Origin of the sequence: Mesorhizobium erdmanii USDA 3471 (assembly GCF_000472705.1) — a bacterium.
In the GTDB taxonomy this organism is placed as follows: domain Bacteria; phylum Pseudomonadota; class Alphaproteobacteria; order Rhizobiales; family Rhizobiaceae; genus Mesorhizobium; species Mesorhizobium erdmanii.
Genome location: NZ_AXAE01000012.1, coordinates 203983 through 218441, shown reverse-complemented (window position 1 = coordinate 218441; position 14459 = coordinate 203983). Strand labels below are relative to the sequence as shown.

Here is a 14459-nt window from a genome sequence, read left to right as displayed (position 1 = left end):
TCGCGCCCCAACGGGATGCACCCCAACGCCCCAAATGGCGGCCGGCGTCTTCAAGTTTCGTTTGTGTATGCGCCGGTCGTCAGTTTTCCGCCAGTAGGCAAGCCCCATTCGTCATTGAGCCGCCACTTTAAGCCGGTTAGCATGGGGTGGGCTTATCGGGGTTGTGCATGGCGGGTTGGCATCGCTTTGCTTTTTGCGCTGCATTGCTGCTGGCGCTGCAGGCCGTCGTGCTTGCATGGCCGTCACGGGCCGATGATGCCAGGCCGTTGCGCGGCGTGGCGCTGGTCATCGGTGAATCGCAATACCGTTCCCTGCCGGCGCTTGCCAATCCAGCCAACGACGCGCGCGCCGTCGCCCAGCTTTTGACGAGCCTCGGCTTTGAGGTCAGCTCCATCCCCGATGGCGACGGCTCTCGCCTGGGGCGCGGCCTCAAGCATTTCGTCGAGGATGCGGCCGGCGCCGACGTTGCCCTGCTCTACTATTCCGGCCACGGCATCGAGGCCGCCGGCGAGAACTATCTGGTGCCGGTCGAGGCGGATGCCTCCTCGCTGTCCGATCCCGCCAACCGGCTGGTGCCGGTCTCCGCCTTGCTGGCGCAGCTCAAGGCCAGCGTTCCCGTGGCGATCGTGTTGCTCGATGCCTGCCGCTCCAACCCGTTTCCACAAGGCGCAACGCTGGCGGCACCGTCCGGCCCGACGCCCGTGGCCGCCGCAGGGCTCGATCTTGCCCGGGGGGCCGCGCCCTTGGCCGATGCATCCGGCGCGCCGCAAAGCCTGGGCGAGGTCATCGGGTTTGCCGCCGAGCCTGGACACGCCGCGCTCGACGGCGAGGCCGGCGGCAACAGCCCCTATGCCGCGGCCCTGTTGAAACATCTCGCCGCCGGCGGCTTCGCCTTCGGCGACGTCATGACCATGGTTGCCGAGGAGGTCTATGTGAAGACCGGCGGCCGGCAGTTGCCATGGACCAATGCCAGCCTGCGGCGCCTGCTCTATTTCGGTCAGGCGCCGGAAGAGACCGGCAGCGACGAGGCCTCGATCCGTTCGGCGCGGCGCAAGCTCCTGCTGACCATCGCCGCGACACCGGCCGAGCAGCGCTCGATGGTCGAGACGGTGGCGGCTCAGAACGAAGTGCCGCTCGACCAGCTCTACGGCATGCTCGGCGCCTTGGAGGTCGACACGTCGGCCGGACCGGGGGAATTGCAGGCGCAACTCGCGGCGGGCGCGCAGAAGCTGCGTGAAATCCTCGCCCGGCACGACAGCGAAACCCGGCAGGATCCGCAATTGATTCGGCTTTCCGGCCTTGCCGACCGCGCGCAATCCGAGGGCGCGATCAATCTGGCGCTGACCTTCCGCGCCAAGGCCAGCGCCCGTGCCGAGGCGATCAGCAAAGAGCTCGACGAGGCCGAGGCTGATATCAGGCAGAGGCGGCTGGAACTGGCCGGCACGTTCGCCGACCATGCCCGTACCGCGACCCTCAACTTCGACTACCGCACCGCCGCCGCACGTTACGAGGACGCCTTCAGGCAAACCGAGCGCTGGGATCCGAAGGCCGCCTTCCTCTACAAGGTCTTCGAGGCCGATGCCTTGACCGACCAGGGCATGGTCAAGGGCGAGAACGCGGCACTTCAGCAAGCCGTCGATGTCTATGAAGCGGCAAAGCTTCTGCCCGGCGTCACCGTTTTCAACGGCCCCGCCGGTGTTGCCATCAATGAAGGCATCACACTGACCGCGCTGGCCGAGCGCGAGAACGGCACGGCGCGCGTCGAGCAGGCAATCGGCGTCTATGAAGGTGCGCTCAAGGTCTTTACCCGCAGGCGCAATCCGCAGGAATGGGCAACCGTGCAGATCAATCTCGGCAACGCCTACGATCTGATGGCCCAGCGCGCTGGCGGTATGGCCTACTATAGAAAGGCGATAGAGGCGTATCGGCAGGCCTTGAGGGTCTACAGTAAGCAATTAAGCCCGGACTCCTGGGCGGGGCTGCAAAACAACATCGGCAATGAACTCTCCGAGATGGCCGATGCAGGCGATGCGAAGAAGAACCTGACCGAGGCGATCGAGGCTTTTCATGGCGCGCTGACCGTCTGGACACGCGAGAAAGTGCCGGTGCAATGGGCGATGGCAGAAGCCAATCTCGCCGTTTCGATGCGTCAGCTTGGCGATCTGCAGGACGGCACCGAGATGCTTGAAGCGTCGGTTGCCGCTTTCCATGACGTACTCGAGGTTCGCACGCGCGGCACGCAGCCGGTTGATTGGGCATCGACCGAAAACAATCTTGGCGCGGCCCTGTTGGCGCTTGGCCAGCGCGGCAAGGGTTCGGATTACTTCAAGCAGTCGATTGACGCTTTCGACATGGCGCATGAGGTGGTCACCCGGGCAAGCGATCCCTTCACCTGGGCAACCATCACCTACAATATCGGTCGCGCCTACCGCTTCATGGGGGACGCCGAAGACAGCGTGCCGCTCTACCGCAAGGCGCTGGAGCAGATGGACCTGGCGCTCACCGAACTGAAGCGCGACAAGTCACCGGTCATCTGGGGCAAGACCCATTCGGTACGTGGCGAAATCCTGCTCGCCATCGGCACCAGGACGCATGACAAGGCCAGCCTGCTGGCCGCCCGCGACGCCTTCATCGCCGCCCGCCATATCTTTCGCGAGCAGCACTATAGCTCAGGCTTCGAGGGTTTCTACGTCAAAGAAATCGGCCTGGTCGAACAGCAGCTCGCGCACGCCAAGTAGGCCGGCCGAGCAAGCGCAGGCCGATCAGCTGGTCATTGGCACAGCGCGCTTTCGCAAAGCGCCTCAGCGGGTCTGACCGGCGGCAGTTCGGGCGCGTCCAACCCAGCGAACGGGTCGCGCCAGGCGTCGATGGCTTCGAGCCGGGCATACCAGCTGGCGAGCGCGGGATAGTCGCCGAGCGGCAGGCCGGCGACGTCGTTGAAGGGCAGGAAGGTCGCCATGCGGAAATCGGCGTAGGAAACGTCGCCTCCCACGAGCCATTTTCGGCCGGCAAGCACCCCCTCCAGGATCGCCGCAGTCGTGTGAAACAGTTTCAGCCCCTCTTCGACCAGTTGGTGATCGATCGGGCCGATATGATAACGCTGCTTGGTGCCGCGCTCGAAATGCACCATGTCGCACGCCCGGGCGAAATGGTCCTTGCCCCAGCTTATCCAGCGGATCATTTCGGGCTGGTCATCGCCGGCGCGCCAGAAATCCGAGCCCATGTCGCGCGACAGCCGGCAGGCGATGGCGTCGGTCTCCCACAGGCTGCCGCCCGGCCACGTCAGTATCGGTATATAGAGGTTGGGATTGAGCGGCCGGAACCGCTCCGCTTGCCCCGGCGCAAAGGGTGACGCGAATTCGAAGGCCACCCCCGCCTCGAGATGGCGCGCCACCGCGACCGCCAGGCGCGGATTGGGATTGCGGCTGAAATAGAGTTTCATGTCACCAGTAGCCGGCACCGGCTCGCCCTTGTCACGCATGAATGTCTCTCCTTGTCCCGGCGAACATCGCCATATCCAGGCGAAGATCGCCACACCAAGGACGCAGCCGGCAGCTGCAATCCGACAAAGTGTGGGTTGACCACCATCGATGGCGAGGCGACACTTCACCTCGCATCAAGGCTGGAGGAAATGCGATGGACGAGCCCGAACGGTGGCGCCACATGTCGACGGCGCCCAAGGACGGCAGCCGCATCCTGGTCACGGTCCGTCCCTCCGAGCAGGGGCCGGCGGAAGTCGACCTCGCCTACTGGGCGCGCGGCGACCAGTTCGCTGGCGAAGGCTGGCGGGCGTCGGATTCCTCGCCCGGCCGCGTCGTCGAATATACCGAACCGGAGCTGAAATGCTGGATGCCCCTGCCCTCGGCCAATCTCAGCCGCGGCGCCTCGCTGCCGGCGCCCTGGGAAGGCGAGGACGCGCAGCAATTGGATGGTTCCGGGATTTAGGCACTCGGGCCGAGAGGCCGCGATCCTTCGCGCCCCCCTCTGCCCTGCCGGGCATCTCCCCCACTTGGGGGGAGATTGGCAGCTTCGCCGCCGGCCCCTTAAAACAAAAACGCCGCCGTCGCCGGGTCTGATCCGTTCCGGCCGTCGGCCGAATCCATGCCCGCGATCGTCTCCAGATCTTGTGCGTCCAGTTCGAAGTCGAAGACATCGAAATTGGCCGCGATGCGGTCCTGGTGGATCGACTTCGGAATAACGATCAAGCCCTGCTGAAGGTGCCAGCGGATGATCGTCTGTGCCACCGACTTGTCGTGCTTGCGGGCAATGGCTGCGATGGCGGGGTCGGCGAGCAACCTGCCGCTGCCCAGTGGGCTCCAGCTTTCGGCGTGGATGCCGTACCGCGCATGGAAATGCCTGAGCTCGCGTTGCTGGAAGCGCGGATGCAGCTCGACCTGGTTGACCACCGGGACCACGCTGGTTTCGCCGATGATGCGCTCCAGATGGTCCTGATTGAAATTCGAGACGCCGATGGACTTGATGCGCCCGGCCTGCTTCAGCTCGACAAGGGTCTTCCAGGCCTCGACATATTTATCCTGGCTGGGCACCGGCCAGTGGATCAGGAACAGGTCGATCTGCTCGATGCCGAGCTTTTGCATCGTGTCGTCGAAGGCGCGCAGGGCGGCATCGCGCTGGTGGGCGCCGTTGCGCAGCTTCGAGGTGATGAACAGCTCGCTTCTCGGCACATCGGCGGCGCGGATCGCCTCGCCGACCCCTTCCTCGTTCTGGTAACCCTCGGCGGTATCGATCAGCCGGTAGCCAGCCTTGATCGCCCAGCCCACCACTTGTGCCGTGATGTCGTGGTCGACCTGCCACACGCCAAGGCCAAGCTGGGGAATGGTGGCGCCATCGTTCAACGTGATCTGTTCGGGCATGGTCGGGTCCTTTGCGAAGAAATGTCCGGGCGGCCGCCCGACGCTGCCTATCTAGGCGCGCACCGGGAAGACGGCCAGTCATCAGCGGACAAATTCGCGCGACTAGACCCGGAGCGGTTCAGCGTTTGATGGAATCGCCTAACCTCTCTAACTCTTTGTTTTTACACAATTCCCGAGGGGAAGCGCTAAGTCCTCCCCCACGAACACCGTTACATGGTTTTCCTGAAATTTGCCTAGTTGTCCCGATGTCTTCGCCGGGGAACCGGCTCATTTCGGCCGGCGCACCGCCCGCACCACGCTTGAGGATGTGCTGCCGCAATAGAGGCGGTCGCCGCCATCGGATTCCAGCCCCGATATGCTCATGCCGGCCGGCATGTCGAGCCGCTCCAGGACCTTGCCGGTTTGCGGGTCGACGTGGCGCAGGTCGCTCTCGTCGCCCTCCCAGGTGGCGTGCCACAGCTCGCCATCCACCCAGGTCACCCCGGTGACGTAGCGGCTGGATTCGACGGTGCGCAGGATCTTCCCGGTCTCGGGATCGATCTGGTGGATCTTGCGCTCGCGGTACTGCCCCACCCAGAGCGTGCCTTCGGCCCAGGTCAGCCCGGAATCGCGGCCGCCGCCAGGCGCCGGGATCGTCGACAGCACCGCGCCTGTATCGGGATCGATCTTATGGATGCGATCGTCGGCGAGCTGGAAGAAATGCCGGCCGTCAAAGGCGGTGCCGGCATGCGCGGCGACATCGATCGAACGCAGCGACTGCCCGCTTTGCGGGTCGAAGGCATTCAGCCTGTCGCCCGAGGCGAACCAGACATTCTCGCCATCGAAGCTCACCCCATGGATGCGCTCGACGCCGGCGAAGGGTCCATATTCGCGCAGGATTTCGGCGGTCGAATGTTTCATGTCTTGATCCTCGTCCAACAATGGAATGGCCCACTCCTAAACGTTTGGCAGCGGCGCCGGGAGTAACAAGGTGGTCGTGAATCCGGCCACCGGCGGCGTCATCCAGCGGCGCGCCCGGCCGTGGCCGAAAGATTGCACCTTGCCGGCCTCGGCGAGCGGCTCGAGCGCGCGCTGCACGCTGCGTTGGCCGGTTCCGAGCGCCAGCGCCAGGGCCGAGCTCGACCAGGCTTCGCCGTCGGCAAGCAAGGCAAGCACCGCCGCGTGCCGTTCCTCTATCGGCCGCGCCAGCACCATCACCGCGCGTGCCTGTCGCGGCGCCAGCGCAAAGCCGCGCTTGGTGGCGTTGATGTCGGCCAGCGCGGCAAGTTCGGCGCGCAGCCGCCCGATCTCGACGCGCAGCCGGGCGCGGTGCGATTCATCGGCATGCTTGCCGCCGAAGGCCCGCGCCACGAGCTCCTCGCGCGACACATCCCCGGGCCACGCTTCAGCCAGCGCGCGCGCCAGCGCGAACAGCACCGGCCGGCTCGCCAGCGAGACGGTTCTGTCCCCGGCGCGCACGGCGTAGCGAAACGCATCGACGACCAGCGCCGGCGAGGCCTGCAGCGCCTCGACCTCCTCGAGCAGCAGCGGCCGCTCGGTGCCTTGGCCGATCAGCCGCGCCGCCGGTGTTTCCAGCGCCAGCGATGCGCTGTCGACCTCCGCCATCAGGCCCGGAATGCCGGCCTGCCGGGCGGCGTTGCGCGCCCATTCCAGCGCCGCGCGCGCCGGCCGGGTTCTGAGCCGCCGCATGGCGATGCCGGCGACCGCAAGCTCGTGTGCTGCCCGCGCGGCCGGCGGCAGCGGCGTCGGGTCGAGCCCGGCCAGCACGTGCTCGGCCTCGTCGAGCCGGCCGATCAGCAGCAGGCGCCGCACCTTGAGATGGCCGGCATGCGCCGCGTTCAGCCGGTCACCATGCTTTTCGAGCGTGGTGCGCGCCGCGTCGAGCGCCTTGGCCGGCCAGCCAAGATCACGCGAGACCAGCGCGATTTCGGCCTCGGCGACGGCGCATCTGGCGCGCGCCACCGCTTCCTTCGGGCCGAAGGCGCGCGCCGCCCGCCGCAACAAGAGCTTGGCGCGGTCGAGGTCGCCGAGCTGCGCCATGGCGATGCCGCGCAGCGCCAGCGCTGGCGCATCCTCGCGCAGCGCGACGCGGTCGAGCGCGCCTAAAGGATCGCCCGCCGCCAACGCCAGCGCCGCCGCCGTGATCAGCGAGTCCATTCAAATCCCGTCACACTTGTAACTCCCACCCCCGCAAAGCACCGCCCTAACTTAAGTCATCGAAGCCGAGCAGCAAGCCGCATCGACGGCGGGCGGCGCAACAACGGAGAAACTGAATGTCCACCGACGCAACCAGCGACAGCACCGGGCGTGCCCATCGCCATCCCTGCTGTGCCGCCCCCGAGGACGCAGGTGCCATGGCATCTGCACCGCCCGTCCCGCGCGGCTCCACCATGGCGCGGGGCGCCCAGGCAACGACGGACCGCAACGACACCACCACTGGCAAAGGAGAAGACCAATGACCAAGCACATGACGATGCAGACCCCGCCGATCGTTTCACGGCAGGATTGGGAGGCCGCCCAGGCAAAGATGCTGGTGAAGGAGAAGGCGACGCTGCGCGCCAAGGACGCGCTCGCGGCCGAACGCCGGCGCATGCCGTGGATGGAAGTCGACAAGGCCTATGTGTTCGAAGGTCCAAACGGCAAGGCCAGCCTGCTCGATCTGTTCGAAGGCCGCCGCCAGCTGATCGTCTACCGCGCCTTCTTCGAGCCCGGCGTCTATGGCTGGCCCGATCACGCCTGCCGCGGCTGCTCGCTCGGCGCCGACCAGGTCGGTCACCTCGCCCATCTCAACGCCCGCAACACCACGCTTGCCTACGCCTCGCGCGCACCGCAGGACGACATTGTCAGGCTGAAGGCGCGGATGGGCTGGGAGATGCCGTGGTACACGATCACCGACAGCTTCGACAAGGATTTCGGTGTCGACGAATGGCATGGCCACAACGTCTTCATCCATGACGGCGACCGCGTCTTCCGCACCTACCTCATCAACAGCCGCGGCGACGAGGCGATGGGCACGGTGTGGAGCTATCTCGACGCCACCCCGCTCGGCCGCCAGGAAATCTGGGAGGATTCCCCCGAAGGCTATCCGCAGACCCCGCTCTACAGCTGGTGGAACTGGCACGACAATTACGAAGCCGGCGCCGACAAGAAATGGGCCGAAGTGTCCGCCGCCGGCGAAGCCGCCTTCAGGGATAAGGGAGAGTAGCGGGGACCCGCTTCGTCAGGCGCAGCCCCCTCTCCGTCTCGGCTTCGCCGAGCCACCTCACCCCCACTTTCGTGGGGGTGAGGAACCAAATCCTGACGGGTCACGACCACCAAGGAGAAAGATCATGAGCGACATCCATTCCGGCACCGGAAGCGCGGCTCCTGAAAACACCGCCACGTTCGGCATCGCCGACTGGCTCTGCCTCGCCGCCGCCCCGACCTTCGCGGTGATGGCGCTGCTCTCCTGTCTTCAGGGCAGTGATGCATCCATGATGTGCATGGGCGCCTCGCCGCTGACCAGCATGGCAGCCATGTATCTCTTGATGAGCGCCTTCCATCTTGCACCCTGGCTGCGGGTGATCTCCGGCCGGCAGGCCCGATAGAGCCGGCGCCCCGCCTCGACAACCCTTATTAGGAGATGACAATGAAGCTGATCAGGCTGAGAGCGCCCGGTGGCCTGGAAAGGCTCGAACTGGTCGAGGAAGATCCGCCCCGGCCGGGGCGCGGTGACGTGCTGGTCAGGATCCGCGCCTGCTCGTTGAACATGCGTGACGATTTCGCGGTGCAGGGCAAGACACCGCTCGCCGACGGCCGCGTTCCGCTGTCCGACAGCGCCGGCGAGGTGGTCGCCGTCGGCGACGATGTCGACGCGTTCAAGCCCGGCGACAGCGTCGTCAGCACCTTCTACCCCTTCTGGCTGGGGGGCGACATGACACCGTCCACGAGGCGCGATGTGCCGGGCGAGAGTTTCGACGGCTTGGCCAGCGAATATGTCCGCATGCCGGCGCAGGCCTTCACCAGGGCACCTCGGGGCTACACCCACATGGAAGCCGCGACCCTCACCTGCACCGGCGTCACGGCCTGGCGGGGCCTGGTCGTGCGCGGCAATGTCAAGCCCGGCGACACCGTGTTGGTCCTCGGCACCGGCAGCGTGTCGCTGTTCGCGCTGCAATTCGCCAAGGCGGCCGGCGCCCGGGTCATCGCCACCTCGTCCGGCGAGGAGAAACTGGAGCGGCTGACGCGTCTCGGCGCCGATGCCACCATCAACTACAAGGCCGTGCCGGACTGGGGCCGCAGGGCCAGGGACTTGACGGACGGACGCGGTGTCGACCACGTGATCGAGGTCGGCGGGCCGGCGACGCTGTCGCAATCCATAACCGCCTGCCGCACGGGCGGGCACATAGCCCTGATCGGCGTGCTGACCGGCTTTGCGGCTGAAGTGTCGATCCCGGCGCTGTTTTCAAACCAGATCCGCGTCAGCGGCATTTCCATCGGCAGCCGAACGGACCAGCAGGACATGATCCGCGCCATCGAGATTAATAGCCTCAAGCCCGTGATCGACCGCCGCTTCCCGTTGCGCGACATCGCCGCCGCCTTCACGCACTATGGCGCGCAAAAGCACTTCGGCAAGGTTTGTCTGGAGCTCTAGGCGCCTCTCTCTGTCGCCTTGTCGGCCAAATACCGGTCGAGAGTGTCCACGAACCGGTCGATGTCGGCCACCGTGGTGCGATGGTTGACGATTGCGCAGCGCACCACCAGCTCGCCATCGAGGGTCGTCCACGACGGCGCGGCCAAACCGGATTCCTGGAGATCCAACACCAGATTGCGCACAAATTCGAAAGTCGCCCCACGAATGCCGAAACAGACGATGTTGAGCGCGACAGGCGCTTTCACCTCAAATGCCGAATGGCATTCCAGCCGTTCGGCAAGATGGCGGGCCAGCATGCATGTATGGGCTATCGAGTTGCCGATGCGATCGGTCCCGAGCGCCTCGATCGTCATCCATGTCTTCAGGGCGCGGAAACCACGCGACAGGTCGGGGCCGAGATCGCAAGGCCAGGTCTCGCCGGCGGCAAGCCCGCGATCCGCCCGCTGCAGATAGGCCGCCGGCTGCGCGAATGCACGCTTGTGGGCATCGCCGTCCCGCACAAGCAGGAATCCGGCGTCATAGGGAACCTGGCCCCATTTGTGAAAATCGAGCGCCACCGATGCGGACTTTTCGATGCCCTTGAACAAACCGCGCATCGAATCGGACAACATGGCAAGGGCGCCGATTGCGCCGTCAACGTGAAACCAGAGATTTTGCCGGAATGCGATTTCAGCGATTTCGGCAAGCGGGTCGATAGCCCCGGTGTTCACCGTGCCCGCCGTCCCGACAACCAGGAACGGCAAAAGTCCTTTCGCGCGGTCTTCCTCGATCGTTGCCTGCAACGCGCCCGGCAGCATCCTCCCGGCACCATCGACCGCGATGGCCCGCAGATTTGCCGACCCGATACCGGACAGCTGCATCGCTTGCGCGATGCAGGAATGAGCCTCGGCGGATGCATAGGCGACAAGCTCGCGGTCGCAGTTCCTGAGGCCGGTCTCGCGGACGGATTGGCCCAGCGCCTCGGTCCTTGCTATCGTCAAGGCCACGAAGTTTGCCATCGAGGAGCCCGTCAGAAACAGACCGCTCGCGCCATCTGGGTAGCCAAGCGCCTCGCCTATCCAGCGGACGATTTGCTGCTCAACCGCCAAGCCGGCATGGTCGCGGCCGCCGCAGTTCATGTTCAGCCCGCTGGCAACGATTTCCGCGACCATTCCGATCGGCGTGCCCGCACCATGAACCCATCCCATGAACAGCGGATGCAAATTGCCGGTCGCGAACGGCATGATATGCGTGCGCACATCGTCCAGGACATCGCTGAGGTCGCGAGGGTCGTTCGGCAGCGGCCGGGTAAACCGTTCGCGCACTTCATCGGTCGGCCGCTGCCATACCGGTCGCTGCCTGATCGTCTCGATGTGGTCGATCATGTCGTCCAGAATGCCGTGCGCGATCTCGCGAAACTGTTCCCAGTTCGCCGGATCAAGGCTGGCGGACGTCCCCGCCGCACCGCTTGCCGGCGCATGCCCCCGCTTGACGGCCGGCGACATCAGGCCTCTCGGAACTGATGAAGGACCACCGACAATTTCTGGAAGAAGATGTCGAGCCTGGCGTCGATCGGCCTGAACGCCTGATGCAGCGGCTGGCCGGCCGCCATTCTCGCCGAAACGTCGACCACTTCGGCAGCGGAAGCGGCGACGCGCAGAACCGAGCGCAAGCCCAGGCGCACGGCTTGCCCGACATGGCTGATCGGTCCGCCGTCGAGACCGCGCATCAGCACCTGGATAGTCTGGCATTCCTCGAACGAAGCGAAGGAGCCGGCGCCGTTCGTGATCGTCAACGGGACCATTGCCCGCGAGCCGAGATGGTCGCCGTCATCATCCTGATGCAGGAAGACGCCTTTCACCGCGTCAATTCGAGAACGCACCCGTCCGACGAACTGTTCCTTGACGAGGCGGTGCTGCGACTCATCGATGGCGGCATAGGCGTCGAGATTGGTCAGCGCCGCGACCCACCGCAAACCAAGTCCCAGATTAAACTCCGACTTGAACGCGAAATTCATCCGCTGGCGAAGCATCGCCGGCCAATCCTGGGCAGCACTGTAGTCAGCAAGGCCCGCCGGAATGTCGGCCCGCACGGCGAACTGCTCGGCCAGTGCCGCGGGGACGAGCAAGGCGCCGGAAAAAGGCGGCCCGGCGATGAATTTGGATCCGGTCAAGGCGACCACGAAACCATCCGCCAGGTCCTGCCGCAGCCGGGAAATCGAACCGCGGAATTGGCAGGCATCGACGACGACATGCACCCGTCCGGGAGCAAGGGCGGCAACATGGCGGGCAGCCTCGCGTGTTACAGCCGGCAAACCTGTCTTCGAGGTATCGAGCACGTGGACAAGGACGTCGCGCTGCCGCCGAAGATCCGTCTCGACGGCAGCGATGACATCGGCATCGATTTCATGTTGATGCCGCGGCTCCCCCGTCTCGTTGCGGATGGCGATCGTGCGCACTTCGATGCGGTCCGGCGGCAGGCCCTCAAGCGGCGCACCGGCCTCGACGGCGCTGCCAAGCGCGGTCAAATCCGAATAGTGGCGCCCAGCGGCTGCCTTGGGAACGCCATTTCCCGTTTCGTCAGGCGCGACAAGCACATTGGTCAAGGGGCGCCCGGAAATGCCGGCGATCATGCACAGAGCAAGAAGCTCGGCATCCGTTCCGGACGCAGCCAGAATGACATGCGCTCCCGCACAGCCAAGAGCGCGGGCGATCCGGGCCCGGATGTCCGCAAACCATTGATCGGATGCGACAGGAGAAGGCGATGCCAGGTCGACGAGGCGTGCGAGTTCCAATCCGGCGGCGAGGAACCCCTCGGCGGAGACGTTGGTCGCGGTCGTCGACGAAAATGAAATCTCATCCTCCGCCGGCGTCGCGCGCGTTCCATAGCGATTGCGCCGGGTGATGGCATCCGGCCAGATGCGTCTGTCGCCGCCTGTTCCAAGCAGGAACGAAACCGAGGCCGGTGAATGGGATTGATGATCGAGGGGAACCGGATGCGCTCTCGCCAGGGCCCCGCGCTGAGTTGCAGGCATGCCAGTCTCCTCGGTCAGGGCAGCGGTGGCGAGACGATCAAAGTGGTTCATTGGTCGCCACGGCGCCGGCCATGTAGGAGATTTGAACGTCATGACTGATCAGCGGCTGGAGATCGCTCGCCCGCTGCGTGAATTCCAGCCCGCATCGGTCGACATAGGAGCGATCGACGCGCTCGCAGTAACCCGGATCGACGATTTTCTCGCCGTCCCAGAAAACGGCGTGGCCGGTGTTGGGAATGGTCGGCGAAACCACGCCTATGATCGCGGGCTTGGCCCAAAGCATGTAGATGCTGCTCATGAGGACGAAACCGCAACTGTTGGCAACGCCTCGCATTATGGAATGGCTCATCGGACCGCCGAGCGGATATGTCGGATCGCAGTTCCGCGCGATCGCCTCGATGTCCTCGTAGGTTCGGCCGGTGAACATCGCCAGGGCGCAAACCAGGCAGTCGTCCTCGGTGCGCTGGTAGACAGCGGGCTTTCCGGTATGGGCGCAGGTGATCGCCGGCGTCGGCATCATCCGCGCGACGCGCTGAGCCAGCGCTTGTTCGAACCCCGCAAAAAGCTTGCGCATGGCGCCCTTCTTGTAGGGGAAGATGTGTTCCTGATCCATGGAATGCACGATCATCGCGACATCCGCCTCGAACACCAGCAGGCGGCCATCGGCGAGTTCGGCGCAATCGATGGCGAAGTAGTCCAGGCCGAGACGCCGATGAAGAGCATCGAATGAACGCGTGTGACGCACCGCGAAGTCATGGTCGAAATTGGCCATCCACAACGCTTCTTCGACACGCCTGTCTTCGTGCTGGGTCATGCCGGCGTTCAGGTAGTGCACCATCCAATGCTCGGACACCGCTAGATGGCTGGCATAGGGCCGTCCATTGATGAACGCGACGCGCTGCTTGCGGAATTTGCCGTCTGTCCCGCTGTAGTCGATGAATGGCGTAATGAAGAATTCGGCTTCGGCTTGAGACTCCAGATAGGTCGAAAGTTCCGATCGTGTGGAGATTTTCTCCATTCCCTTGCCGGCATGCGTCCCGACCGGGCGGATGATCACCGGGAACGAGTTCGCCGAGAGCACCGAGCCGACCTCAATCTCGCCGGAAGCCACTTGCTCGACCACGGCTCGCAAAACGCGGGCAGCGGCCGGGGCAAGCATCGAAGGCTCGTCCTTGAGGGCCTCCGCGACGCCGTCCCTGGACAGGGCCATGATGCGGCGCGGCGCGTTGTTCATGATCGGGCCTGGCCAACCGCGCAGCAATCGGTCGAGGTTCTCCAGCACGGCCAGATTTGCTGCCGACTCGCCGACTGCAACAAAGGCGACATCGTGCTCGGGAACATCCCCGAGGTCAGCGGTGTCGGCGTCGACATAGTGGAGCAGGATGTTCGCGTCGGATGCCTCGAGCAGGAACTCGATCGGCGTGTTGGCCATGAAGTCTCCGGCGGTCACGAAAACAAGGACGCTCGGTCCTGTGCCGCGTCCGTTGCGGATCCGGTACTTGCGGCTGATCTCGAGCGCGGCCTTCTGGCTGAGCACCGCCTTCTCTTCCTCGCCGATCGCATGGAGCAGGATCGATATATCCAGAAACGCCGAGGCATCGGTGACGTCGGCCGAAACGCGTCCGAACAGTGTATCCCACAAGGGGGAAATATCCCGCCCTTCGAAAACGGCTCGCACAATGGGCGCCTTGCCCATGATGAGGCCCGGATCTTCAAACGTCTCGATTTGAACTGCCGCGCTTTTCAAGCCCGAGCCCTCCTGCCACGCGGTGGTTAGGGCCGATTCAGCCTCCACGCCGGCATCTCTGTACGATCCGAGTCTGGCCCCCGGCGCTTGTGCGAGCCTTGTGGCGCCCGGTTCGGATCGCCGGTCCGCGGGTTTCGCGACCCCGAAGACCTTGGCCGCGCCAACCAATCCGCCACCATCCATCAGCAACAG

12 protein-coding genes are annotated in these 14459 nt (G+C 65.1%); 5 read left to right on the top strand and 7 right to left on the bottom strand.

What is annotated here, in order from left to right; all coding sequences use genetic code 11:
• Positions 1 to 167: 167 nt before the first annotated feature.
• Positions 168 to 2738: a caspase family protein gene (locus tag A3AU_RS01000000135135; RefSeq protein ID WP_081709466.1), complete on the top strand. Its 2571-nt coding sequence runs from the start codon at positions 168 to 170 to the stop codon at positions 2736 to 2738.
• A gap of 32 nt (positions 2739 to 2770) precedes the next feature.
• Here the strand turns inward: A3AU_RS01000000135135 and A3AU_RS01000000135130 are convergent, their stop codons facing one another.
• A complete protein-coding gene (locus A3AU_RS01000000135130) occupies positions 2771 to 3442 on the bottom strand; it encodes a glutathione S-transferase family protein (RefSeq protein ID WP_032917062.1) in 672 nt (223 codons plus the stop codon).
• Between the two features lie 194 nt (positions 3443 to 3636).
• Here A3AU_RS01000000135130 and A3AU_RS0108410 point away from each other — a divergent pair, with 194 nt between their 5' ends.
• Positions 3637 to 3945: a hypothetical protein gene (locus A3AU_RS0108410; protein ID WP_027052403.1), complete on the top strand. Its 309-nt coding sequence runs from the start codon at positions 3637 to 3639 to the stop codon at positions 3943 to 3945.
• Positions 3946 to 4043: 98 nt separating this feature from the next.
• Here the strand turns inward: A3AU_RS0108410 and A3AU_RS0108405 are convergent, their stop codons facing one another.
• The 3 genes from A3AU_RS0108405 to A3AU_RS0108395 all read right to left on the bottom strand — a co-directional run bounded on the left by A3AU_RS0108405 (position 4044) and on the right by A3AU_RS0108395 (position 7031).
• Positions 4044 to 4874 (bottom strand): aldo/keto reductase, encoded by an 831-nt coding sequence (locus tag A3AU_RS0108405; protein ID WP_027052402.1) that lies wholly within the window; start codon positions 4872 to 4874, stop codon positions 4044 to 4046.
• A 267-nt stretch (positions 4875 to 5141) separates the two neighbouring features.
• The gene (locus tag A3AU_RS0108400) at positions 5142 to 5774 is read right to left on the bottom strand and encodes a Vgb family protein (protein WP_027052401.1); all 633 of its coding nucleotides are present in this window, start codon (positions 5772 to 5774) and stop codon (positions 5142 to 5144) included.
• Positions 5775 to 5810: 36 nt separating this feature from the next.
• Positions 5811 to 7031 (bottom strand): helix-turn-helix domain-containing protein, encoded by a 1221-nt coding sequence (locus tag A3AU_RS0108395; RefSeq protein WP_027052400.1) that lies wholly within the window; start codon positions 7029 to 7031, stop codon positions 5811 to 5813.
• A gap of 298 nt (positions 7032 to 7329) precedes the next feature.
• Here A3AU_RS0108395 and A3AU_RS0108390 point away from each other — a divergent pair, with 298 nt between their 5' ends.
• From A3AU_RS0108390 to A3AU_RS0108380, 3 genes are all read left to right on the top strand, one after another.
• Complete coding sequence (locus tag A3AU_RS0108390; RefSeq protein WP_027052399.1) at positions 7330 to 8079, top strand: DUF899 domain-containing protein; 750 nt, start codon at positions 7330 to 7332, stop codon at positions 8077 to 8079.
• Positions 8080 to 8203: 124 nt separating this feature from the next.
• Positions 8204 to 8461 (top strand): hypothetical protein, encoded by a 258-nt coding sequence (locus A3AU_RS0108385; RefSeq protein WP_027052398.1) that lies wholly within the window; start codon positions 8204 to 8206, stop codon positions 8459 to 8461.
• 41 nt (positions 8462 to 8502) lie between these two features.
• Positions 8503 to 9507: a zinc-dependent alcohol dehydrogenase family protein gene (locus A3AU_RS0108380; RefSeq protein ID WP_027052397.1), complete on the top strand. Its 1005-nt coding sequence runs from the start codon at positions 8503 to 8505 to the stop codon at positions 9505 to 9507.
• Here A3AU_RS0108380 and A3AU_RS01000000135125 read toward each other — a convergent pair.
• From A3AU_RS01000000135125 to A3AU_RS01000000135115, 3 genes are read right to left on the bottom strand one after another with little or no spacing between them, the layout of a single operon-like run.
• Entirely contained in the window at positions 9504 to 10991 is a 1488-nt protein-coding gene (locus A3AU_RS01000000135125) for a pyridoxal phosphate-dependent decarboxylase family protein (RefSeq protein WP_032916999.1), read from the bottom strand. The two genes, A3AU_RS0108380 and A3AU_RS01000000135125, sit on opposite strands and share 4 nt — an antisense overlap.
• Positions 10991 to 12520 carry a hypothetical protein gene (locus A3AU_RS1000000137235; RefSeq protein WP_154674551.1) on the bottom strand — a complete coding sequence of 510 codons (1530 nt, stop codon included), beginning with the start codon at positions 12518 to 12520 and terminating at the stop codon, positions 10991 to 10993. The genes A3AU_RS01000000135125 and A3AU_RS1000000137235 overlap by 1 nt, the downstream gene beginning before the upstream one ends.
• A 37-nt stretch (positions 12521 to 12557) precedes the next feature.
• Positions 12558 to 14162: an ATP-grasp domain-containing protein gene (locus tag A3AU_RS01000000135115; RefSeq protein WP_209444640.1), complete on the bottom strand. Its 1605-nt coding sequence runs from the start codon at positions 14160 to 14162 to the stop codon at positions 12558 to 12560.
• Between the last annotated feature and the right edge of the window lie 297 nt (positions 14163 to 14459).